Here is a 21,349-nt window from a genome sequence, read left to right on the forward strand (position 1 = left end):
GGCATTGCCATACGGGGTCCGCCTCGGGCATGCTCCGTGAAACGTCGCGCGCGCTTTGCGCGGGTCTGGGCAGTGGAGGAGTGGCGCCGTACCCTTGGGGGTAAGGGGTTGGGAAGATGATTCCCGGACACCGCAACACCGCCCGCTGACCCACCTTCCCCAAGTCGCTCTCCTCACGAGGACTCTCTTCGCCGAGACACCGATGGCCGGTCACGAAATCCCCGAACCCGCCGACCGCAAGCAGGTAGCCGACCCCATGTCGGACCCGCAGACGGTCGAAGAAACACGTCACTCCTGCGATCCCGCGTTCCGTCATGGGGTCGTCGTCGGCTTCGACGGCTCGACCTCCAGTGAACGCGCCCTCGCCTATGCCATCGGGATGGCCCGAAGATCAGGCTCCGGCCTGATCATCGTCCATGTCGCCAACCGGCTGCCGACCACGGTCTGGGCAGGCTGCGAGCCGCCCGTCTTCGTGGACGTGCCCGATCACCGCACCGAGGTGCTCGGTCTGGAGCTCGCCTGCGCGGACTACCTCTCCGAGGTTCCCTGGGTCCTCGTCGAGCGGGGCGGGGACATCTGCCACGAGCTGGAGGAGGTCGGCCGGGAGTACTCGGCCGACGCCATCGTCGTCGGCTCCACGCACGGCATCGTCGGCCGCATCTTCGGCTCGGTGGCGGGACGCCTCGCGCGGCGTGCGCAGCGCCCGGTCGTCGTCATCCCCTGAGAGCCCGTCGGGCGCCCGACGCCCCGGCTGCCTCTTCCGTCACTCCTGCGACCCGTCGATCGACCCCTCGTTCGACATGGCGTCAACTCGTCTGCGTAAACCGGCAATTCATGTCGGGCGGAGGCGGATGGCACGCTCGCGGAGCGGCCTGCCGCGGACAACGGCGTCCCCGCGGGAAGCGTCCGGCGCCTCCACCCTCGGTCATCTCGCCCCGGGAGCCGCCCTGTTGACGTTCGGTATCGGTCACCCCGGTGCCGTGGAGGTTGGCGCCGGAACGGCCCCGTACCCGCGCTCGCGGTGGGTACGGGGCCGTTCTGCGCGCCGGGCGCGCGTGTGAGCTGTTGTGTGCGCGGGCCTATTCGACGGTGACGGACTTCGCCAGGTTGCGCGGCTTGTCGATGTCACGGCCCATGGCCAGCGCCGTGTGGTACGCGAAGAGCTGGAGCGGGATGCCCATCAGGATCGGGTCCAGCTCGTTCTCGTTCTTCGGCACGACGATGGTGTGGTCGGCCTTCTCCTGCACCTGGTGGGCGACGGCGAGGATGCGGCCGCTGCGGGCCTTGATCTCCTCCATCGCGGCACGGTTCTTCTCCAGCAGGTCGTCGTCCGGCACGATCGCCACCGTCGGCATCGCGGGCTCGATCAGCGCCAGCGGCCCGTGCTTCAGCTCGGAGGCCGGGTACGCCTCGGCGTGGATGTACGAGACCTCCTTGAGCTTCAGCGAGGCCTCGCGGGCGACGGGGTAGCCGCGCACCCGGCCGATGAACATCATCGACTTGGCGTCCGCGTACTCGGCCGCCATCTTCTTGATCTCGTCCTCGTTCGCCAGGATCTCGCTGATCTGGGCGGGCAGCCTGCGCAGCCCCTCGATGATCCGCTTGCCGTCGGCGACCGACAGGTCCCGGATCCGGCCCAGGTGCAGCGCGAGCAGCGCGAACGCGACGACCGTGTTGGTGAAGCACTTGGTGGAGACGACGCACACCTCGGGACCGGCGTGGACGTACGTGCCGCCGTCCGCCTCCCGGGCGATGGCCGAACCCACCACGTTGACGACACCGAGCACCCGGGCGCCCTTGCGCTTGAGCTCCTGGACGGCGGCCAGCACGTCGTACGTCTCGCCGGACTGGGAGACCGCGACGTACAGCGTGTCCGGGTCGACGACCGGGTTGCGGTAGCGGAACTCGGAGGCGGGCTCGGCGTCCGCGGGGATGCGGGCCAGCTCCTCGATCAGCTGGGCGCCGATCTGGCCCGCGTGGTACGAGGTGCCGCAGCCGAGGATCTTGATCCGGCGGACCCCGCGCGCCTCCCGGGCGTCGAGGTTGAGGCCGCCCAGGTGCACGGTGGCGAAGCGGTCGTCGATCCGGCCGCGCAGCACCCGGTCGACGGCGTCGGCCTGCTCGGAGATCTCCTTGTGCATGTACGTGTCGTGGCCGCCCATGTCGTAGGACTCGGCCTCCCACTCCACGGTGGTCGGCGTGGCCGTCGTGGACGAGCCCTCCGTGGTGTACGTACGGAAGTCGTCGGCCTTGAGGGTGGCCATCTCGCCGTCGTCCAGGGTGACGACCTGGCGGGTGTGGGCGACCAGCGCGGCGACGTCCGAGGCGACGAACATCTCCTTCTCGCCGATGCCGAGCACGACCGGGGAGCCGTTGCGGGCGACCACGATGCGGTCGTTGAAGTCGGCGTGCATGACGGCGATGCCGTACGTGCCCTCGACCGAGCGCAGCGCCTCGCGGACCTTCTCCTCCAGGGTGTCCGCCTGGGCGCGGGCGATCAGGTGGACCAGCACCTCGGTGTCGGTCTCGGAGAGGAAGACGACGCCGTCGGCGACGAGCTTCGCACGGAGCTCGGAGGCGTTGTCGATGATGCCGTTGTGGACGACGGCGACCTTGTTCTCGGCGTCCAGGTGGGGGTGCGCGTTCTCGTCGCTCGGGGCGCCGTGGGTGGCCCAGCGGGTGTGGGCGATACCGGTGGTGCCGGTGAAGCGCTTGGGAACGCGGGCCTCCAGCTCGCGGACCCGGCCCTTCGCCTTGACCATCCGCAGGGCGGCGGGCTTGCCGGCCGACGCCTTGCCGGTGATCACGATGCCCGCGGAGTCGTAACCCCGGTACTCCAGCCGCTGCAGCCCTTCCAGCAGCAGCGGAGCCACATCACGCTTCCCGATATATCCGACGATTCCGCACATAAAGTCTCTGCCCCTCCATCGACGTACCTGTGGTGCCCGTTGTTCAGCCGTAGACGATGCGGCGCAGCTGGCGGAGCGAGAGCTCCGGCGGCGCGACCGCGCGGTGCGGCAGTTCGGCCGCGATCCGCTCGAAGATCTCCGCGTTGACCAGGCCGCCGGACTGCAGTTCGCGGTGGCGGCGGCGGACGAAGTCGTCGGTCGTCTCGTCGAAGTACGCCAGCACGTCGAGGATCACCCGGGCGGCTTCACCGCGCTGGAGCGCGGTGCTGCGCACCAGGTGGTCGATGAGGTCGTCATGCGACGGGCGGCGTTCGAGCACTCGTTGATATTGCGATGGGTGGGGCGCTTACGCAACAATTCTGCCCGATATCGGGCAGGCTCTGGTGTGATTACGCTCTCGAACGGGCCCGGAACGGTGTTCCGGGCCCGTGGTCGCGACAGCTCCGGGACGCCTACAGGCGCTTGAGGACGGCCTGCTTGGCGGCGCCGAACTCGTCGTCGGTGAGCACCCCGGACCGGTGCAGCTCACCGAGCTCGCGCAGCCGGCGCAGCAGTACGTCGTGATCGTCGCCGGACGGCGCGGCCGGGACGGGTGCCGCGGGTGCGGCCGGGGCCGTGAGCTCCGCGGGCGCGGCACCTCCGGGGGCGGGACCCGCCCCCGCCGCATCGGGCAGCCGTACCAGGACCGCCGCCGCGACCAGGACCGCCGTGTACTCCTTCTTGGACAGCCCCCACAGATCCAGCGAGTACGGGTCGTCCTCGGCCGCCGGGGCCGACGCCGGGCCCTCGCGCCGCACGAAGCGCAGATGCCCGTTCTCCAGACCGATGGCGGGCACCCAGTGCACGCCGGTCACCTCCGAGACCGGGAACGCGACCGGGCCGCCCGAGGTCTTGATCTCGTTGGCCTTCCAGTTCCAGGTGAGGCGGACGGTCTCCCCGTCGAACGAGGCCGTGCCGTCCCCGCCGCCACCGGCGACCGGCACCGCGGGCCCCGGCAGCAGGAAGCCGTCCACCGCGCCGGTGGGCACCTGCTCGACCAGCAGGGCGCTGCGCACCTCGTCGACGAAGTACTCCGCCAGCCCGCTCCGGTTCTTGTCCACGGTCAGTTGGTAGGGGTCCGCGGCGTCCTTGAGCCTGCCGTCGGCCGCGCGCAGCACCGGGCACGCGCCGTCGCGCAGCCGCAGTCGCAGCCGGCCGCCCTTGCGGTCCGGCTCGAAGGAGATGCCCGCCAACGCCCGCAGCGGGACGACGCATTCGCCCAGCTCCTGCCGGAGCGGGTGGATGCCCTTGCCCCGGCCCGGCACGATCCGCACCGTTTCGCCGTCGAAGGTCCACGTTCCGTCGCGCTGGGTTATTTCCGCCATGCGGCAGATTCTCTCAGTCGTGCGACAGGGAAGTGGTCTACACCTTGACCATACGTGAGGTGCACGATACGCATGGTGATGGTTCGGTTGCTCAGGAGATCCACAGGTGTGAACCCGTCGAAAGGGACCCGGCTTGTGAGACTGCACAGGACACAGCGCACCGCCCTTCCCCGCCTTCTCGGCTCGCTGCTGCTCGTCACGGCGGCCGGGATCTCCACTGTCGGCGCCACAACGGAAAGACCGGCGGCGAACAGTGGCCCGGCCGCCACCGCCTCGCCCCGTCCGCTCGGCCAGATCGTGCCCGCCCCCGCCGAGGCGAAGCCCGGCGGCTCCCCGTACACCATCACGGCGGACACCAGGATCCGCGTCGACGGCTCCGGCGAGGCCCGACGGGTCGGCGACTACCTGGCGGGTGTGCTGCGCCCGTCCACCGGATACCCGCTGCCGGTCACCGGCGACGCCGGCAACGGCATCCGGCTGCGTCTCGACTCCCGCAACGGCGCACTGGGCGCCGAGGGCTACAGCCTGAAGTCGAGCCGCGGCTCCGTCACCATCACCGCACGCGGCCCCGCGGGACTCTTCCACGGCGTCCAGACGCTCCGCCAACTGCTCCCGGCCGACGTGGAGAAGAAGACCCCCCAGAAGGGCCCGTGGACGGTCGCGGGCGGCACGGTCACGGACGCGCCGCGCTACGCGTACCGCAGCGCGATGCTCGACGTCTCCCGGCACTTCTTCTCCGTCACCGAGGTCAAGCGCTACATCGACCAGCTCGCCCTCTACAAGATGAACAAGCTCCATCTGCATCTCTCCGACGACCAGGGCTGGCGGATCGCCATCGACTCCTGGCCGCGGCTCGCCACGTACGGCGGGCAGACGGAGGTCGGCGGCGGCCCCGGCGGCCACTACACGAAGAGCGACTACAAGGAGATCGTCCGGTACGCCTCCTCCCGCTATCTGGAGGTCGTGCCGGAGATCGACCTGCCCGGCCACACCAACGCGGCACTCGCCTCGTACGCGGAGCTGAACTGTGACGGGGTCGCGCCGCCGCTGTACACCGGCACCGGTGTCGGCTTCAGCTCGCTCTGCGTCCCGAAGGCCGTCACGTACGACTTCGTGGACGACGTGGTCCGTGAGCTCGCCGCGCTCACGCCCGGCAAGTACCTCCACATCGGCGGCGACGAGGCGCACTCCACCAGCCACGAGGACTATGTGGCGTTCATGGACAAGGCGCAGGCCATCGTCGGCAAGTACGGCAAGACCGTGGTGGGCTGGCACCAGCTGACCGGGGGCACGCCGGTGAAGGGCGCGGTCGCCCAGTACTGGGGTTACGACCGGACGGGCGACGCCGAGCGCAAGCAGGTCGCGGACGCCGCCGTGAACGGCACGAAGCTGGTGCTGTCCCCGGCCGACCGCAGCTACCTCGACATGAAGTACGACAAGGACACCGAGCTGGGGCTGGCCTGGGCCGGCTACGTATCGGTCCAGCGCTCGTACGACTGGAACCCGGCGACCTACCTGGCCGGCGCACCGGAGGGCTCGGTCCTCGGGGTCGAGGCGCCGCTCTGGTCGGAGACCCTGACCGACAGCGACGAGATCGAGCAGATGGCGTTCCCCCGGCTGCCCGGGGTCGCGGAGCTCGGCTGGTCGCCCGCGGCCACGCACGACTGGGACGCGTACAAGGTGCGGCTGGGGGCGCAGGGGCCGCGGCTCTCGGCACTCGGCGTCGACTACTACCGGGCGCCGCAGGTCCCCTGGGCCGCCGAGTGAGGTGACCGGGACCGTCCGGCGGCCGGGTACCTTCCCGGTCGCCGGACGGTCCCGGTGCCCGCGGTCTACTCGTCACCGGCCGCCGCCTCGCGCAGCTGCTCCTCGCTCATCCCGCGGCGCCAGTACCCGACGAACGTCACGCGCCCGCGGTCGAACCCGCGCTCACGCACCAGGTGCCGGCGCACCGCCCGCACCTGCGAGGACTCGCCCGCGATCCAGACGTACGGCGTCCCCCCGGGCAGTTCGGCCGCCTCGATGGCCGCGGTGGCCGCGGGTGCGCCCTCGTCCCGTACGAGCCAGGTGATCCTGGCCCTGGCTGCGGTGTTGAGGGCCTGGCGGTCCTGGGTGTGCTGAACCTCCAGCCAGACCCGGGCCTTCATGCCTGCGGGCAGCCACTCCAGGGCGGCGGCCGCGGCGGGCAGCGCGGTCTCGTCGGCCCAGATCAGCACCCAGTCGGTGTCCTCGGGAGGGCGGAAGCGGACGGCCGTGTTGTCCTCGACGGCCGGGCCCAGCGCCGTGAGCCGGTCGCCGGGGGAGGCGTCCTCGGCCCAGCGGCAGGCGGGGCCGCCGTCCCCGTGCAGCGCGAAGTCGATGTCGATCTCGGTCGCCCCGCCGGGCGTCGTGCGCTGGGCGCGCACGGTGTACGAGCGCATCACGGCCCGTACGTCCTCGGGCAGGGCCCGCCAGGCGGCGAACCAGTCGCCGTTCCCGTCGACCGGGACTACCGGTTCGGACTGCCCCGGGTGCGGCAGGAACAGCGACAGGCTCTGGTCGCGTCCGCCGGCGGCGAAGCCGTCGAGCCCAGGGCCGCCGAAGGTGATCCGGAGCATGGAGGGGCCGAGCCGCCGGGTCCGCGTGACCGTCAGGCCGAAGAACCGGAACGGGGCTGTGGGGGGTGCGACGGACGTCGTCATGAGGGGGTCCTCCCAGGAACCGGAAGCGAAGCCGGGAACCGGCCGCCGCGTATTCTTGGGAAGGTTAGCCTAACCTCATTGGGGTTTCGGGGGTGCCCCGGGGCCGCTCACCGGACCAGGACCCCGCCGCCCACCGACCGGGCCCGCAGCGCGGCACGGGTGATGTTGGCGAGCCGGGCCGCCACGTAGTCCCTCCCGTAGCCGCTGTGCGCACCCAGCTGTGTCGTGTGCCCGCGCATCAGCTCGCACTCGGCGAGGAAGGCCTCGACGTCCTCCGGCTGCACGTACAGATCGCCGGTGGCCGGCTCCGGGAAGAACCGGGCCCCGAGCCTCCTGGCGCACTCCGAGCCCCAGAGCTTGGTCCGGCTGCTCTCGAACCCGGCCATGTCGCTGCCGTCCTCGGGGTCGTCGAGCAGCCGCGGCTTCTCCGCCCCGTCGTGGACGAAGGTGTGCACGAGCAGCGTCATGCCCCGAACTCCGCCCGGCAGCCGTCGAGTCCCTCGACGGTGACCTCGATGCTCCGGCACTCCTCCCAGCGCGCGCGGTCCATCCGCAGTCGTTGCAGGGTGACGGGCGCTCCCCGCACGGCGGCGACCGCGAGGCCGTCCGGCAGATAGCCGAGCCGGCGCGAGACACCCAGCGAGCGCGGGTTGTCGGTCATCGCGTCCGACACCGCGGTCCGGGCCCCGAGGCCGGCGAAGGCGAGATGCAGGGCGGCGGCCCGCATCTCGGTGCCGATGCCCCGGCCCTGGTGGGCGAGGCCCAGCCACGACCCGGTGCTGACCTCGCCGGTCACGGCGAAGTCCCTCGCCATCACGTCCTGCCGCCCGACCACCTTGCCCTCGCACAGCACGGCGAGGCTCAACGCCCAGTCCCGTACCGACCAGTTGGCGACGGTGGACAGCACATGCTGGAACACGGCCCTGCCGCGCTCCTCGGGCGGTACGGCGGTCCAGGGAACCGTGAACGGCATCTCGCCCGGCGCATGCACCCCGTCGGCGGCGACCGACGCGAGGCCGTCCAGCAACTCCAGGTCCGGGAGGCGTAGTTCCAAACGGGGCGTGCGGAGGCGGAGCCCGTAGAGGGGCCAGTGCTGCGGCTTCATGGACGGACTCTGCCGGGCGGGGCGGCGCCCTGTCGAGCGGATTCCCCGGTCGGCCGCACCGCGGGCGCTTCCGGTGGGGCGCCGCGGTCGCGTGCGTCGGCCATGTGCCAGGCGTCGCGGACGGTCAGGGGCGCGGCCAGGGGCGGCCGCCCAGGCGCTCGATGTCGGTGTTGAAGCGCCTCAGGTAGGCGGCGAAGCCGGAGATGTCCTCGTCCGACCAGTTGGCCATGACCCGCTCCAGGGAGCGGACGAGGCCCTCGCGTTCCGCGTCGAGCATGCGGGCGCCCTCGTCGGTGATCCGGAACTTGCGGGCCATGCCGCCCTCGGGGTCCGGGATGCGTTTCACGAGTCCGGCGCGCACGGCCGCCGCGGTCTGCCGGTTGAGGGTGGAGGCGTCGAGCCCGAAGGCGTCGCTGAGCTCACCGATCGACATCGGCCCCTGGATGCGGACGCGGCTGAGCAGGATGTACGCGCTGTGGTCCATCAGGCCGTCCTTGCGCCGCCCGCCCTTGTTCTGCAGGAGGCCGTGGCGGCTGAGGAGCATCTGCTCGTACTCGACCTCGTGTGTGGGCCTGGTCATGCGCCTGCCGCCTCCTGCGGTCGTCCGGGCGTCCCGGCGTGTTTCCGGATGTCGGTCCTCATTCTCCCATAGGCCTGTGCAACGTACATATAACGTGCTCGATGCATTGAGTATGTACGATGCATAGTCTTCTTCCGATACGTACCCCGAGGAGTCCCGGATGGGTGCCCCCCAGCCATCAACCCGCACCGGCGGTGTCGTCGCCACGCTGGCCATCGCCGGCGTCACGGCGGCGATCATGCAGACCCTGGTCACCCCGCTCATCGCGGAGTTGCCGCAGATCCTGAACACCACCCCCTCGAACGCGGCGTGGGTGATCACCGTCACCCTGCTGGTGTCCGCCGTCTGCGTGCCCGTCTCCGGACGTCTGGGTGACATGGTCGGCAAGCGCCGGATGCTTCTCGCGTGCTCCGTGCCGCTGATAGCCGGCTCGGTGGTGTGCGCGCTCTCCTCGTCCGTCGTCCCCATGATCGTCGGCCGCGGTCTCCAGGGCATGGGCATGGGCGTGCTGCCGCTCGGCATCGCCCTGCTGCGTGACGTGGTCCCGGCGGAGAAGCTCAGCTCCTCCATCGCGCTGGTCAGCGCCTCCATGGGTATCGGCGGCGCGCTCGGCCTGCCGATCGCCGCGGCGGTCGCCCAGTACACGAACTGGCGGGTGCTGTTCTGGGGCTCGGCCGGCCTGGCCACCGTGGTCGCGGCGCTGATCTGGTTCCTGATCCCCGACGTGCCGGCCGGAGCCAAGGGTCAGCGGTTCGACGTGCTCGGTGCGATCGGTCTCGGGGCGGGCCTGGTCTGCCTGCTGCTCGCGGTCTCCAAGGGCGCCGACTGGGGCTGGGGCTCGGCGACCACGCTCGGCCTGTTCGCCGCCGCCGTCGTGGTGCTGCTCGCCTGGGGCCTGTGGGAGCTGCGTACCCGGGACCCGTTGGTCGACCTGCGCACCACCGCGCGTCCCCGGGTGCTGATGACCAACCTCGCCTCCGTCTTCGTCGGCTTCGGCATGTACGCCAGCATGCTGATCTCGCCGCAGCTCCTGCAGTTCCCCGCCGCCACCGGCTACGGTCTGGGCCAGTCGATGCTCGCGGCGGGCCTGTGGCTGGCGCCCGGCGGCATCATGATGATGATCGTCTCCCCGCTCGGCGGAAAGCTCATCGACGCCCGGGGCCCGAAGTTCACCCTGGTGTGCGGCATCCTGGTCATCGCGGTCGGCTACGGCCTGGCGCTGGTGCTCATGGGCTCCGCGTGGGGCCTGATGGTGGTCGGCATGGTGACCAGCAGCGGTGTCGGCCTGGCGTACGGTGCGATGCCCGCACTGATCATGGGCTCGGTCCCGCTGTCCGAGACCGCCGCCGCCAACGGCTTCAACACGCTCATGCGCTCCCTCGGCACGTCGATCGGCGCCGCGGTGGTCGGCGTGGTCCTCTCGCAGATGACCGTCACCATGGGCGGCCACACCTTCACCTCCGAGAACGGCTTCCGTACCGGACTCCTGGTCGGCTGCGGCGTCGCCCTGGTCGCGGCGGTGATCGCCGCCGCCATCCCGGCGGCGCGCCGCGTCACGGCCGGCACCGACGCCGCGCCCGAACAGGCCACGGTCAAGGCCTGAGCCGCGGTTCGCGGTTCGCGTGATGCCGCCCGGTATCCGTACCCGCGCGGCACCGGCGGAACACGAGCCGACGGCATCCCGGGCCGTCCGGGTCGCCCGCTCCGTCAACCAGCGCCGGTGCGCCGCTGGTTGACGGACCGGGCGGCGGCATCGCCGCCCCCTCCGGGTAAGGTGGAAGTCTTCGGACGGCGTCAGCCTCCGGAGTCCCGAAGGCGAACGCCATGACATCCCCTGTCCCGCGCCCCGCCCGTCGTCGCCTCGACGCCGCACTGGACGGCCTCGCCGTCACCTTCCGTGGAATGACCGCCCGCCCCGACGAGCACAACTGCGAGTGCCACTGGGGCAGTGCCGAGGACGTCGCCCGGCTCAAGGTCCCGGACGTCGAGCTGTACGACGATCTCCTGCAACGCACCTGGCGGGCTCCCGACTGGAGCGACCACGCGTCGGTGCTGCGCCGGATCCTCCCTCAGTTCGCCCGGTCCCTCGTCGCGGGCCGCATCGAGGCCTTCCTCGGCCCGGAGGAGATCGGCCGTTCGTTCGACCGGGGCCAGTGGCAGCAGTGGCCGGACGAACAGGCCGCGGCGGTAAGGGAGTTCCTCCACGCCTGGTGGTCCCACACACTCACCGACCCGGCCCCGGCCGTCCCCGCCCACGAACTCCTCGCCCTGAACGTCGAGGCATCCGGCACGCTCACCCCGTGGCTCACTCACTGGGAGACGCAGACCGGCGCCCCGGCCACCCGGCACCTCGCCGAGGCCGCGGCCCACTGGGAGTACGACCTCCTCGTTGACGAACTCCCCTGGGGCGCCTGGGACGCCTGGGACGACGAGGGCGAGAAGCGCGCCGAACTGACGACCTGGCTGCTCGACCACGCCCGCCCCCGCCTCATCGCCCACGGCGCACCCGGTGAACTGCTCCACCGGATACGGCTCCTCGGCCTCACCGGCCCCGCCCGCTGGGAGGACCCGCACTGGCCCGGCCACCGCTACTGACGCACCGGCCGCGCCCAGGAGGACTCAGACGACGACCTGGGGCTGTGCCGGGCCGAGGTAGTGCACCGCGGTCTGTTCGGCGTGCGGGGCGAGCAGGCCCTGCAACTCCCTGGCCGCAGCCGTGAGGAGATGGCCGTCGCGTGCGGCGTGGAGGGTTTCGAGGACGAAGGCGACGTGCGTGGAGTCCTCGGTGACACGGGTGCGGTGGGCGTCGCGGTGGTTCCAGTGGCGGGTCAGGACGTCGGTGGTGTCCGCGTAGATGATCTCGCCGGGCTTCGGGTTCTCGACGGTGTCGGGCTCGCCGAGCGGGGTGAAGGACTCGGTGCCGTCCGCCCGGCGGATGACGACCTCGCCGGTGACCCGGTCCAGGTCGAAGGCCCCGGCGGGCAGGCCGTGCTGGACGGAGACGACGTTGTAGGAGTCGACGGCCGGGTTGATACGTGGCAGGGCGCCCTTCTTGGCGAGGCGGCGGCCGAGTGCGTCGACGCTGGGGCGGATGCGGCGCGGGTTGGTGCCGAAGGAGCGGTAGGCGGTGTGCCACGCCTCGATCCGGGGGTCGGTCTCGTCGGCGGGCTGCCAGGTTCCCTCGGCGAGCCGCTGCTCCAGGTCCGCCAGGGCGGCGGCGGTGTCGGGCCAGGGTTCGTGGCCGCGCATTCCGGTGGCGGTGACCAGGGCGATGAGGGTGTCGGGGAAGGCGTCCGCGACGACGGGGGCGAGGTGAAAGGCAGGCATGGCGATTTCCTTGGTGCGGTGAGGCGGTGAGGCGGTGAGGCGGGGTGGCGGGCGTCGGGATCTCGCTCAGGTCAGGGCGAGGAGGCCGACGGCGAGGGCGGCGGTGCCCAGGCCGACGAGCTGGCCGCGGTGGATGCGTTCGGCGAGCACGCTCCGGGCGAGCAGGACCGTGCCCGCGGGGTAGAGGGCGGTGATCACGGCGACGACGGTGAGATCCCCGCTGCGGGCGGCGAGCAGGAACATCAGATTCGCCAGGGAGTCCAGCATGCCCGCGGTCGCCGACATCGCGTACGCGGGCCGCTCGGAGCCCAGCCTGCGGTGCAGCAGCCCCGCCGCGGCCAGGGTGATGGCCGAGGAGACCGCCCGGCCCACGATCAGCGGGGCCACCCCGCTGTCGGACGGCGCCTGGTGCAGGAAGACCAGCTGGAGCGCGATGGCGGCGCCCGCGCCGAAGGCCAGCAGCAACGCGGTTCGGGAGGGGCGGGCCATCCCTGCGCCGCGTCCGGCGCTGACCAGCACCACCGCCGCCAGCGCGAGCGGCAGGCCCACCAGCCCGGCGGCGCCCAGGTGCTCGCCCTGCGTCAGCCCCACCCCGACCGGCAACGCGGCGGAGACCAGCGCGGTGACGGGCGAGAGCACGTTCATCGGGCCGATCGCCAGGGTCCGGTAGAGCATGGCGAACGCGGCGGCCGAGGCGACCCCCGACGCGGCACCCCAGCCGAGGGCACCGGCACTGAACGAGGCGCCGAGGAGCGGCCACAGCAGCAGCTCGACCGCGAGGCTGGCCGGCGCCGCGATCATCACGGTGCGCAGCACGTGTGCCTTGCGGGCGCCGAGGCCGCCGAGGAAGTCGGCGCACCCGTAGGCGAGTGAGCTGCCCAGGGCGAGCAGCAGAGCGAGCACAGCACATCCCTTACCATTCAATGGAACGACCGCACCGTACAACGGACCGACCGTGTCGTGTCAACCAAACGACCGCGTGGTGCATTGAAGTGGTCCACTTGCAAGGATGGTGATCAGGTGGCCGAGACAGCCGCAGCTCTGCGGACGGTCGCGCACAACGTCCGGGCGGCCCGCACCCGCGCCGGCCTGTCCCTGGAGGAACTCGGCCGGCGCGCCCAGGTCAGCAAGGGGGCCCTGGTGGGGCTGGAGAAGGCCCAGGGCAACCCCAACCTGGCCACGCTGGTCCGGCTGGCCGACACCCTCGGCATCTCGGTGTCCGCCCTGATGCAGGGGCCGCCCGAAGGCCGTGTCCGGGTCGTCGCCGCCGACGCCGTGGCGCCACTGTGGACCGGAGCGCGGGGCAGCGAGGCCCGGCTCGTACTGACGACCTCGGGCCCGGCCCCCGTCGAGCTCTGGCGCTGGCAGCTGCAACCGGACGAGGAGTACCCCAGCCATCCCCACCAGGCCGGAGTCGTGGAGACCGTCAGCGTCACTTCCGGCCGGATGACCCTGGTCGTCGACGGCACCGAGTACGGCCTCGAAGCCGGACAGACCGCCACGTTCGACGGCGACACCTCACACGCCTACCGCGGCGCGGGCACCGAACCCTGCGACCTGATCATGACGGTCCACCTGCCGGCCGGCCCCGTCGCCACGGCCTGAGCCGACCTGCGCGACGAACGATGTTCGGCGCGGGACTCGGTGGTCGGACCTTGTGCTGTCCACCACGAGTCGGCTGGTGCACCCCGCCCGGCACAGCCACTCGTACGCCGACGTCACTTCGTCGGGAATGCGGGCACTCGTTGTGCCCCGACTGCATCGAGGCGCTGCATCGGCTGAGGCACGAGGGTTCGGGTGGGTGACCGGGCCGGAGAGCACCTCCGCCGACCGGTGGGCGGGTGGCCCGGCATACGATCCGCGCTGCGCCTGCTGGTGGGGCACCTGTTCGGGGCCTTCGGGCCGCACCGGATCGAGCTCGACACCTGGAGCGGCAACGAGCGGGCCGTCCGCGCCTTCGCCAAGGCGGGCTTCCGCGAGGAGGACCGGCGCCGGGGTGCCGTGCCGGTGGCGGGCAGGCGGTACGACACCGTGCTGTTCGGGATGGTGCGCGAGGAGTGGCCGGGCGGGACGGGCTGACCGTCCGCCCGACCCGCCCACGCCGTCATCGCGTCAGGCCGGGAGACCCAACTCACGGGCGATCAGCATCCGCTGGACCTCGCTCGTGCCCTCGCCGATCTCCAGGATCTTGGAGTCGCGCCACATCCTGGCGACCGGGTACTCGTTCATGAAGCCGTAGCCGCCGTGGATCTGCGTCGCGTCGCGGGCGTTGTCCACCGCCACCGTCGAGGAGTACAGCTTGGCGATTGCCGCCTCCTTCTTGAACGGCTCGCCCGCCACCATGCGCGAGGCCGCGTCGCGCCAGCCGACCCGGGCCATGTGGGCCCGCGTCTCCATGTCCGCGATCTTGAACTGGATGGCCTGGTTGGCGCCGATCGGCCGGCCGAAGGCGTGGCGCTCCCCGGCGTACTTCACCGACTCGTCGACGCAGCCCTGGGCCAGGCCCGTGGACAGGGCGGAGATGGCGATCCGGCCCTCGTCCAGGATGCGCAGGAACTGGGCGTAGCCGCGGCCCTCCTCGCCCAGCAGGTTCGCCAGCGGGACGCGGACGTCGGAGAAGGACAGCTCACGGGTGTCCGAGGCGTTCCAGCCGACCTTGGAGTACGGGGCGGCGACCGTGAAACCGGCGGTGCCGGACGGCACGATGATCGAGGAGATGAGCGGGGCGCCGTTCTCCTTGCGGCCGGTCACCGCCGTCACCGTGACCAGCTCCGTGATGTCCGTACCGGAGTTGGTGATGAAGCACTTGGAGCCGTTGATCACCCACTCGCCGGTGGCCTCGTCGCGCACCGCCGTCGTCCGGGTGCCGCCCGCGTCCGAGCCGCCGTCCGGCTCGGTCAGGCCGAAGGCGCCGAGCGCCTCGCCCGAGCAGAGCCTCGGCAGCCACTGCCGCTTCTGCTCCTCGGTGCCGAAGTGGTAGACCGGCATCGCGCCGAGCGAGACCCCGGCCTCCAGCGTGATCGCCACGGACGAGTCGACCCGGGCCAGCTCCTCCAGGGCGATCCCGAGGGCGAGATAGTCGCCGCCCATGCCGCCGTACTCCTCCGGGAACGGAAGCCCGAACAGGCCCATCCGTCCCATCTCCCGCACGATCTCGTACGGGAACTCGTGCCGTTCGTAGAAGTCGCCGATCTTCGGCGCGACGACATCGTGCGCGAACTCCTCGACGGTGCGCCGCAGTTCCTCGTGTTCGGCGGTCAGCCGGTGGTCCAGGGGCATGGCAGGGGTCACTCCTTGTGGGACGGTGTCTATCGCACCGAGAGCGCGCGGACGGTACGGGACGGGCTGGGTCGGCCCAGTTGATCGGCGAGCCACACGCTGGTGGCGGTGAGCGCGTCGAGATCGACCCCGGTTTCGACTCCGAGGCCCTGGAGCATCCACACGAGGTCCTCGGTGGCGAGATTTCCGGTGGCGCTCTTCGCGTAGGGGCAGCCGCCGAGGCCGCCCGCGGAGGCGTCCACGGTGGTCACCCCGTGCTGGAGCGCGGCGAGCGTGTTGGAGAGGGCCTGGCCGTACGTGTCGTGGAAGTGCACGCCGATGGTGTCGGTGGGCACGCCCTCCTCGTTCAGCTCCGAGAGCAGGGTCTGTACGTGGCCGGGCGTGGCGACACCGATGGTGTCGCCGAGGGAGAGCTCGTCGCAGCCGAGGTCCATCAGAGCCTTGGCGACCCGGACGACCTGGTGGACGGGGACGGGCCCCTCCCACGGGTCGCCGAAGCACATCGACAGATAGCCGCGGACATGCACCCGGTCGGCCTTGGCGCGGGCGACGACCGGCTCGAACATGGCGAGCGACTCGTCGACGGTGCGGTTGAGATTGCGGGCGGCGAACGTCTCGGTCGCCGAGCCGAACACGGCGATCCGGCGGGCACCGAGTGCCAGGGCCCGGTCCAGGCCGCGTTCGTTCGGTACGAGGACCGGCAGGGCGACGCCGTCGATGTCGGCCAGGCGGGGGAACAGGTCCTCGGCGTCGGCCAGTTGGGGCACCCACTTGGGGTGCACGAAGCTGGTCGCCTCGACGGTGGTCAGGCCCGAGGCGGCCAGCCGGTGGATGAACTCCGCCTTCACCTCGGTCGGTACGACGGTCTTCTCGTTCTGCAGCCCGTCGCGGGCACCGACCTCGTGGATGCGTACCCGGGCGGGCAGGTCCTGGGCCGGCACGGTCATGGGCAGGGTGCGGGACGTGGTCATGCTTCCTCCCCGGGCGCCTCGACGGGGGCCACCACGGCCAGGATCTGGTCCATCGCGACCGTGGCACCGGCGCTGACGTCCAGCTCGGTCACGGTCCCGGCGTGCGGGGCGGAGATGACGTGTTCCATCTTCATCGCCTCCACCACCAGCAGGCTCTGCCCGGCGACGACCTCGTCCCCGACCGCCACCTTCACCACGGTGACCGTCCCGGGCATGGGCGCGGCGAGCGTGTCCGCCCCGGACCGGCCCGCGCCGGCCAGGGACGCCTCCACCGGGTCGTGATCCTGGACGTGCCAGCTGTCGCCGTCCCGGCCGAGCCATCTGCCGTCCGGGGAGGCGGCATGGGTGAACGCGTGGGTGACACCGGCGAGTTCGAGGGTGAGGCGGTGCCCGGAGACCTCGACCAGCCTGGCCGTCTCCCTGCCGCCGGGCAGCGGGGCCAGCGGGCCGCAGGCCCCCGTCACGGGCTCCGGCGGCTGCGCGCCCTCCCCGACATGGCCGAACGTCAGCTCCGTACCGGCCGGGCAGGTGCGCAGCGAGACCTGCACCGGGTCGTGGCCGGGCAGCCGGAAGTCGAGCACCGTGCGGGCCGGGGTGCCGCCGAGCCGCCAGCCGCTCGCCGCCGAGAACGGGTCGGCCCAGCCGGCGGCGTCGGGGGTGCCGGTCCGGGTCCCGTCCGCACCGGCGGACCGCCGCAGCAGCGCCGCCGCCGCGTAGACCTCCTCGGGCACCCCATCCGGCACCAGCGTGTCCACCTCGCGCTCCACCAGGCCCGTGTCCAGATCGCCCGCCACCACCGCCGGGTGGGCGAGCAGCCGGCGCAGGAAACCGGCGTTGGTCGGGACGCCGAGGATCACCGTGTCCGCGAGCGCCGCCCGCAGCCGGCGCAGTGCGGTGGCGCGGTCGGGGCCGTACGCGATGACCTTCGACAGCATCGGGTCGTACAGGCTGCCGACCTCGCCGCCCTCGCCGAGCCCGGAGTCCGTCCGCACCCCGTTGCCCTGCGGCTCGTGCAGCGCGAGGACCGTGCCGCCGGAGGGCAGGAAGCCGCGTGCCGGGTCCTCGGCGCAGATCCGGGCCTCGATGGCATGGCCGGTGAGCGTGATGTCCCGCTGCTCGTACGGGAGTCGCTCGCCCGCCGCGACCCTCAGCTGCCACTCCACCAGGTCCAGGCCGGTGACCAGCTCGGTGACCGGGTGCTCGACCTGGAGGCGGGTGTTCATCTCCATGAAGAAGTACGAGGCGGGGTCGTTGCCCGGGACGATGAACTCCACCGTGCCCGCGCCCACATAGCCGCAGGAGCGGGCCGCCTGGACGGCCGCCTCGCCCATCGCGGCCCGGGTCCCCTCGTCGAGCAGGACCGAGGGCGCCTCCTCGATGATCTTCTGGTGGCGGCGCTGGAGCGAGCACTCGCGCTCGCCGAGGTGGACCACGTTGCCGTGGGCGTCCGCCAGCACCTGGATCTCGATGTGCCGGGGCCGGTCGATCCACCGCTCCACCAGCAACGTGTCGTCGCCGAACGAGGCCCGTGCCTCGCGCCGGGCGGCCGCGATCTCGTCCCCGAGCAGCGCCTCGTCGCGCACCAGCCGCATGCCCTTGCCGCCGCCGCCCGCCGAGGGCTTCAGCAGCACCGGCATCCCGATCTCGCGGGCCGCGTCGACCAGCCGGTCGTCGGTGAGCCCGCTCCCCGAGGAGCCGGGCACCACCGGAACCCCGGCCGCCGCGACCGTCTCCTTGGCCCGGATCTTGTCGCCCATCAGCGTGATGGCGGAGGCGGGCGGTCCGATGAAGGTCAGCCCCGCCTCGGCGCACGCCCGCGCGAAGCCCGCGTTCTCGGCGAGGAACCCGTATCCCGGGTGGACGGCCTGCGCGCCGGCGCGGCGGGCCGCGTCCAGCAGCGCGGGCACGCTGAGATAGCTCATGGCGGCGGGGGCGGGCCCGATCCGTACCGCCGTGTCGGCCTCCCGGACGTGCCGGGCGTCCGCGTCCGCGTCGCTGAAGACGGCGACCGAGCGGACGCCCAGCTCCCGCAGCGTGCGGATGACACGTACCGCGATCTCGCCGCGGTTGGCGACCAGAACGGTGTCGAACATCGTCATCTGTTCCTCACATCCGGAAGACGCCGAAGCCGGGTTCACCCAGAGGGGCGTTGGCGCATGCGGTCAGGGCCAGCCCCAGCACCTGCCGGGTCTCCAGCGGGTCGATCACGCCGTCGTCCCAGAGCCGGGCCGTGGCGTAGTAGGCATTGCCCTGGGTCTCGTACTGCTCGCGGATCGGGGCCTTGAAGGCCGCCTCGTCCGCCGTGCTCCAGTCGTCGCCCAGCTGGTCGCGCTTGACCGTCGCGAGGACGGACGCGGCCTGCTCGCCGCCCATGACGGAGATCTTCGCGTTGGGCCACATCCACAGGAAGCGGGGGGAGTAGGCCCGGCCGCACATGGAGTAGTTGCCCGCGCCGTACGAACCGCCGACGACGACGGTCAGCTTCGGTACGCGGGTGCAGGCGACCGCCGTCACCATCTTGGCGCCGTGCTTGGCGATGCCGCCGGCCTCGTAGTCCCGGCCCACCATGAAGCCCGAGATGTTCTGCAGGAAGACCAGGGGGATGCCGCGCTGGTCGCACAGCTCGATGAAGTGGGCGCCCTTCTGGGCCGATTCGGAGAACAGGATGCCGTTGTTGGCGACGATGCCGACCGGGTGGCCGTGGATGTGGGCGAAGCCGGTGATCAGCGTCGTGCCGTACTCGGCCTTGAACTCGGCGAACCGGGAGCCGTCGACGACCCGGGCGATCACCTCCCGTACGTCGTACGGCGTGCGGGAGTCGACCGGGACGGCGCCGTACAGACCCGCGGGGTCGACCTTCGGCTCGTCGACGGGGCGCACGGACCACGGCAGTGCGCCCCGGTCCGGCAGGGTGGCCACGATGTTCCGCACGATCCGCAAGGCGTGCGCGTCGTCCTCGGCGAGATGGTCGGTCACCCCCGACGTACGGGAGTGCACCTCGCCGCCGCCCAGCTCCTCGGCCGTCACGACCTCGCCGGTCGCGGCCTTCACCAGCGGGGGGCCGCCCAGGAAGATCGTGCCCTGGTTGCGGACGATCACGGCCTCGTCGCTCATCGCGGGCACGTACGCCCCACCCGCCGTGCACGAACCCAGCACCGCCGCGATCTGCGGGATCCCGGCCCCCGACATCCGGGCCTGGTTGTAGAAGATCCGCCCGAAGTGCTCCCGGTCCGGGAAGACCTCGTCCTGCATCGGCAGGAACGCGCCGCCCGAATCGACGAGATAGAGGCAGGGGAGATGATTCTCCAGCGCCACTTCCTGGGCGCGCAGGTGTTTCTTCACCGTCATCGGGTAGTACGTGCCGCCCTTGACGGTCGCGTCATTGGCGACGATCACGCACTCCCGGCCGCTGACCCGGCCGATCCCGGCGATCACCCCGGCCGCCGGGGCGGCGCCCCCGTACAGCCCCTCGGCCGCCAGCGGGGCCAGCTCCAGGAACGGGGACCCCGGATCGAGCAGGGTGTCCACCCGGTCCCTGGGCAGCAGCTTGCCGCGCGCCACATGCCGGGCGCGGGCCCTCTCACCCCCGCCGAGCCTGGCCGTGGCGAGCCGCTCACGCAGCTCGTCGGCGAGCGCGTGATGCGCCGCCTCGTTGGCCTTCCAGGCCTCGGAGGCGGGATCGGCCGCGCTCGCCAGCACCGGTGCCTGCTGCATCGTGTCGAGCCCCCTTGCCCGTACCGCAGTAGTTAGTGACCGTTAACGTCCGACTTCAGGTTAACGAGCGCTAACAGCCTTGTCCAGGGCGGAATGCCGGGGCGGAATAATGACCCGCGCCGCTCCCTGACCCGGGGCGGCGCCGGTCGCGGACCGGCGATGACCTTCGGGGTGGGGAAAAGGCGGATGACGCAGCAGTCGAAGACGGTGCGGGGCGTGGGCGCGGGGGCGGCCGGGGGAGTGGCCGGGAGGCCGCGCATCCTCGAAGTGGACGCCCTGCGCGGGTTCGCGCTCGCCGGGATCCTGGTCGTGAATCTCATGACGACCGCCGGACCTCCCGGCGCCAGGGACGGACTCGCGGGGGTGCACGCGGCGGACGGAGCCGTGCAATGGCTGGTCGTCCTGCTCGCGCAGTCGAAGTTCTACCTGCTCTTCTCCTTCCTCTTCGGATACAGCTTCACCCTCCAGATGGACTCGGCCGCCCGAGCCGGGGCGCGCTTCGTGCCCCGGATGTCACGGCGGCTGGCCGCGCTCCTCGTGCTCGGGTTCGCGCACGCGGTCCTGCTGTACACCGGCGACATCCTGATGATCTATGCCCTGCTCGGGCTGGTCCTGCTGGCCGTCCGGAACGCCGGGCCCGCCGCGGTCCGGCGGGCGGCGCTGTGGGTGTTCGGTGCCGCCGGCGGCCTCCTGCTGCTGCTCGGGCTCGGGGCGTCGCTGCTCGACCCCGGTGGGCTGGGCGAATCCGCCACGGTGAAGGCCGAGCTGACCGCCGCCTACCGGGGCGGATTCGCCGAGGTCGTCGGCGCCAACATCCGGGCGCTGCCCGACATGCTCGCGGCCGTGCCGCTGATGGGCGGGTTCGTCGTCGCCGCCTTTCTCATGGGATTCGTGGCCGGCCGGCGGCAGTGGCTCGGCCCGGCCGCGCTCGCCGACCGGGCGCGGCTGCGCCGCGTCTTCCTGACGGGTCTCGCGATCGGGGTTCCCGGGGCGGTCTTCTCCGCCGCGGGGCTCGTGGGGCCGCTGTCGGAGCGCTGGGTGCTGCTGGGCCTGGCGGTCGGTATGGTCGCGGCCCCGGCGCTCTCGGCCGCGTACGCCACCGGGCTGCTGCTGTGGTTCGCCACACCGCGCGGTGGAGCGACGGCCCGGGTCCTCGCGCCCGCCGGACGGATGGCACTGACCAACTACCTGACCCAGTCGCTCGTCATGGCCCTCGTCTTCTCCGGATACGGCCTCGGGCTGTACGGGCGTACGGGCGCCGCGGCGGCGGTCGGCGGGGCGCTCGTGCTGTACGCCGGCCAGCTCGCGCTCAGCGGCTGGCTGATGCGCCGGTACCGGCTCGGGCCGGTGGAGTGGCTGCTGCGCGCGGTGACGCTGTGGGCGCGGCCGCGTACCGGTTAACGTTCGCTAACCGGACTG

At 72.0% G+C, this 21,349-nt stretch carries 20 protein-coding genes; 7 read left to right on the forward strand and 13 right to left on the reverse strand.

Annotation, left to right across the window (positions count from 1 at the left end; all coding sequences use genetic code 11):
* Positions 1-202: 202 nt before the first annotated feature.
* Entirely contained in the window at positions 203-724 is a 522-nt protein-coding gene (locus ACFV8T_RS03755) for a universal stress protein (protein ID WP_189547056.1), read from the forward strand.
* A gap of 355 nt (positions 725-1,079) precedes the next feature.
* Here ACFV8T_RS03755 and glmS read toward each other — a convergent pair whose 3' ends face one another.
* From glmS to ACFV8T_RS03770, 3 genes are all read right to left on the reverse strand, one after another.
* Positions 1,080-2,909 (reverse strand): glutamine--fructose-6-phosphate transaminase (isomerizing), encoded by a 1,830-nt coding sequence (gene glmS, locus ACFV8T_RS03760; protein WP_266418882.1) that lies wholly within the window; start codon positions 2,907-2,909, stop codon positions 1,080-1,082.
* Between the two features lie 43 nt (positions 2,910-2,952).
* Positions 2,953-3,228: a hypothetical protein gene (locus ACFV8T_RS03765; protein ID WP_072489218.1), complete on the reverse strand. Its 276-nt coding sequence runs from the start codon at positions 3,226-3,228 to the stop codon at positions 2,953-2,955.
* A 133-nt stretch (positions 3,229-3,361) separates the two neighbouring features.
* A complete protein-coding gene (locus ACFV8T_RS03770; protein WP_385324127.1) occupies positions 3,362-4,273 on the reverse strand; it encodes a DUF4429 domain-containing protein in 912 nt (303 codons plus the stop codon).
* A gap of 135 nt (positions 4,274-4,408) precedes the next feature.
* On the opposite strand from ACFV8T_RS03770, the gene ACFV8T_RS03775 reads away from it, so the two are divergent.
* Positions 4,409-6,040 (forward strand): beta-N-acetylhexosaminidase, encoded by a 1,632-nt coding sequence (locus ACFV8T_RS03775; RefSeq protein WP_385324130.1) that lies wholly within the window; start codon positions 4,409-4,411, stop codon positions 6,038-6,040.
* Between the two features lie 65 nt (positions 6,041-6,105).
* Here ACFV8T_RS03775 and ACFV8T_RS03780 read toward each other — a convergent pair whose 3' ends face one another.
* The 4 genes from ACFV8T_RS03780 to ACFV8T_RS03795 form a co-directional block, all read right to left on the reverse strand.
* Positions 6,106-6,954, reverse strand: coding sequence for a siderophore-interacting protein (locus tag ACFV8T_RS03780; RefSeq protein ID WP_385324133.1), 849 nt, complete (start codon positions 6,952-6,954; stop codon positions 6,106-6,108).
* Between the two features lie 107 nt (positions 6,955-7,061).
* A complete protein-coding gene (locus tag ACFV8T_RS03785) occupies positions 7,062-7,421 on the reverse strand; it encodes a hypothetical protein (RefSeq protein WP_385324135.1) in 360 nt (119 codons plus the stop codon).
* A complete protein-coding gene (locus ACFV8T_RS03790) occupies positions 7,418-8,059 on the reverse strand; it encodes a GNAT family N-acetyltransferase (RefSeq protein ID WP_385324137.1) in 642 nt (213 codons plus the stop codon). The genes ACFV8T_RS03785 and ACFV8T_RS03790 overlap by 4 nt, the downstream gene beginning before the upstream one ends.
* A 124-nt stretch (positions 8,060-8,183) precedes the next feature.
* Positions 8,184-8,639 (reverse strand): MarR family winged helix-turn-helix transcriptional regulator, encoded by a 456-nt coding sequence (locus tag ACFV8T_RS03795; protein ID WP_385324138.1) that lies wholly within the window; start codon positions 8,637-8,639, stop codon positions 8,184-8,186.
* Positions 8,640-8,799: 160 nt separating this feature from the next.
* Between ACFV8T_RS03795 and ACFV8T_RS03800 the strand changes: the two genes are divergently transcribed.
* Positions 8,800-10,242: an MFS transporter gene (locus ACFV8T_RS03800; RefSeq protein ID WP_385324141.1), complete on the forward strand. Its 1,443-nt coding sequence runs from the start codon at positions 8,800-8,802 to the stop codon at positions 10,240-10,242.
* A gap of 221 nt (positions 10,243-10,463) precedes the next feature.
* Positions 10,464-11,234, forward strand: a complete 771-nt coding sequence (locus ACFV8T_RS03805; protein WP_385324142.1) for a hypothetical protein — start codon at positions 10,464-10,466, stop codon at positions 11,232-11,234.
* 24 nt (positions 11,235-11,258) lie between these two features.
* Here the strand turns inward: ACFV8T_RS03805 and ACFV8T_RS03810 are convergent, their stop codons facing one another.
* The gene (locus tag ACFV8T_RS03810; protein ID WP_385324145.1) at positions 11,259-11,966 is read right to left on the reverse strand and encodes a B3/4 domain-containing protein; all 708 of its coding nucleotides are present in this window, start codon (positions 11,964-11,966) and stop codon (positions 11,259-11,261) included.
* A 66-nt stretch (positions 11,967-12,032) separates the two neighbouring features.
* Positions 12,033-12,869, reverse strand: coding sequence for an EamA family transporter (locus tag ACFV8T_RS03815; protein WP_385324148.1), 837 nt, complete (start codon positions 12,867-12,869; stop codon positions 12,033-12,035).
* Between the two features lie 117 nt (positions 12,870-12,986).
* Between ACFV8T_RS03815 and ACFV8T_RS03820 the strand changes: the two genes are divergently transcribed.
* Entirely contained in the window at positions 12,987-13,571 is a 585-nt protein-coding gene (locus tag ACFV8T_RS03820) for a helix-turn-helix domain-containing protein (protein ID WP_385324151.1), read from the forward strand.
* 192 nt (positions 13,572-13,763) lie between these two features.
* Positions 13,764-14,045 (forward strand): GNAT family N-acetyltransferase, encoded by a 282-nt coding sequence (locus tag ACFV8T_RS03825; protein ID WP_385324153.1) that lies wholly within the window; start codon positions 13,764-13,766, stop codon positions 14,043-14,045.
* 33 nt (positions 14,046-14,078) lie between these two features.
* Here the strand turns inward: ACFV8T_RS03825 and ACFV8T_RS03830 are convergent, their stop codons facing one another.
* The 4 genes from ACFV8T_RS03830 to ACFV8T_RS03845 are packed head-to-tail and all read right to left on the reverse strand — an operon-like array spanning position 14,079 to position 19,930.
* The gene (locus ACFV8T_RS03830) at positions 14,079-15,245 is read right to left on the reverse strand and encodes an acyl-CoA dehydrogenase family protein (protein ID WP_385324154.1); all 1,167 of its coding nucleotides are present in this window, start codon (positions 15,243-15,245) and stop codon (positions 14,079-14,081) included.
* 29 nt (positions 15,246-15,274) lie between these two features.
* A complete protein-coding gene (locus ACFV8T_RS03835) occupies positions 15,275-16,216 on the reverse strand; it encodes a hydroxymethylglutaryl-CoA lyase (RefSeq protein WP_266418904.1) in 942 nt (313 codons plus the stop codon).
* The gene (locus ACFV8T_RS03840) at positions 16,213-18,315 is read right to left on the reverse strand and encodes an acetyl-CoA carboxylase biotin carboxylase subunit (RefSeq protein ID WP_385324156.1); all 2,103 of its coding nucleotides are present in this window, start codon (positions 18,313-18,315) and stop codon (positions 16,213-16,215) included. The genes ACFV8T_RS03835 and ACFV8T_RS03840 overlap by 4 nt, the downstream gene beginning before the upstream one ends.
* Positions 18,316-18,322: 7 nt before the next feature.
* Positions 18,323-19,930 (reverse strand): carboxyl transferase domain-containing protein, encoded by a 1,608-nt coding sequence (locus ACFV8T_RS03845; protein WP_385324158.1) that lies wholly within the window; start codon positions 19,928-19,930, stop codon positions 18,323-18,325.
* Positions 19,931-20,116: 186 nt separating this feature from the next.
* Here ACFV8T_RS03845 and ACFV8T_RS03850 point away from each other — a divergent pair, with 186 nt between their 5' ends.
* The gene (locus tag ACFV8T_RS03850; protein ID WP_385324160.1) at positions 20,117-21,331 is read left to right on the forward strand and encodes a DUF418 domain-containing protein; all 1,215 of its coding nucleotides are present in this window, start codon (positions 20,117-20,119) and stop codon (positions 21,329-21,331) included.
* The last annotated feature ends 18 nt before the right edge of the window (positions 21,332-21,349 follow it).

It is taken from the genome of Streptomyces sp. NPDC059832, from assembly GCF_042731715.1.
GTDB lineage: Bacteria > Actinomycetota > Actinomycetes > Streptomycetales > Streptomycetaceae > Streptomyces.

What these genes read in the sequence shown, in the direction of transcription:
- ACFV8T_RS03790 (WP_385324137.1), bottom strand. Translation starts at nt 8,059, where the DNA reads ATGAAGCCGCAGCACTGGCCCCTCTACGGGCTCCGCCTCCGCACGCCC.
- ACFV8T_RS03850 (WP_385324160.1), top strand. Translation starts at nt 20,117, where the DNA reads ATGACGCAGCAGTCGAAGACGGTGCGGGGCGTGGGCGCGGGGGCGGCC.
- ACFV8T_RS03770 (WP_385324127.1), bottom strand. Translation starts at nt 4,273, where the DNA reads ATGGCGGAAATAACCCAGCGCGACGGAACGTGGACCTTCGACGGCGAA.
- ACFV8T_RS03845 (WP_385324158.1), bottom strand. Translation starts at nt 19,930, where the DNA reads ATGCAGCAGGCACCGGTGCTGGCGAGCGCGGCCGATCCCGCCTCCGAG.
- ACFV8T_RS03810 (WP_385324145.1), bottom strand. Translation starts at nt 11,966, where the DNA reads ATGCCTGCCTTTCACCTCGCCCCCGTCGTCGCGGACGCCTTCCCCGAC.
- ACFV8T_RS03780 (WP_385324133.1), bottom strand. Translation starts at nt 6,954, where the DNA reads ATGACGACGTCCGTCGCACCCCCCACAGCCCCGTTCCGGTTCTTCGGC.
- ACFV8T_RS03795 (WP_385324138.1), bottom strand. Translation starts at nt 8,639, where the DNA reads ATGACCAGGCCCACACACGAGGTCGAGTACGAGCAGATGCTCCTCAGC.
- glmS (WP_266418882.1), bottom strand. Translation starts at nt 2,909, where the DNA reads ATGTGCGGAATCGTCGGATATATCGGGAAGCGTGATGTGGCTCCGCTG.
- ACFV8T_RS03800 (WP_385324141.1), top strand. Translation starts at nt 8,800, where the DNA reads ATGGGTGCCCCCCAGCCATCAACCCGCACCGGCGGTGTCGTCGCCACG.
- ACFV8T_RS03755 (WP_189547056.1), top strand. Translation starts at nt 203, where the DNA reads ATGGCCGGTCACGAAATCCCCGAACCCGCCGACCGCAAGCAGGTAGCC.
- ACFV8T_RS03835 (WP_266418904.1), bottom strand. Translation starts at nt 16,216, where the DNA reads ATGACCACGTCCCGCACCCTGCCCATGACCGTGCCGGCCCAGGACCTG.
- ACFV8T_RS03830 (WP_385324154.1), bottom strand. Translation starts at nt 15,245, where the DNA reads ATGCCCCTGGACCACCGGCTGACCGCCGAACACGAGGAACTGCGGCGC.
- ACFV8T_RS03805 (WP_385324142.1), top strand. Translation starts at nt 10,464, where the DNA reads ATGACATCCCCTGTCCCGCGCCCCGCCCGTCGTCGCCTCGACGCCGCA.
- ACFV8T_RS03840 (WP_385324156.1), bottom strand. Translation starts at nt 18,315, where the DNA reads ATGACGATGTTCGACACCGTTCTGGTCGCCAACCGCGGCGAGATCGCG.
- ACFV8T_RS03785 (WP_385324135.1), bottom strand. Translation starts at nt 7,421, where the DNA reads ATGACGCTGCTCGTGCACACCTTCGTCCACGACGGGGCGGAGAAGCCG.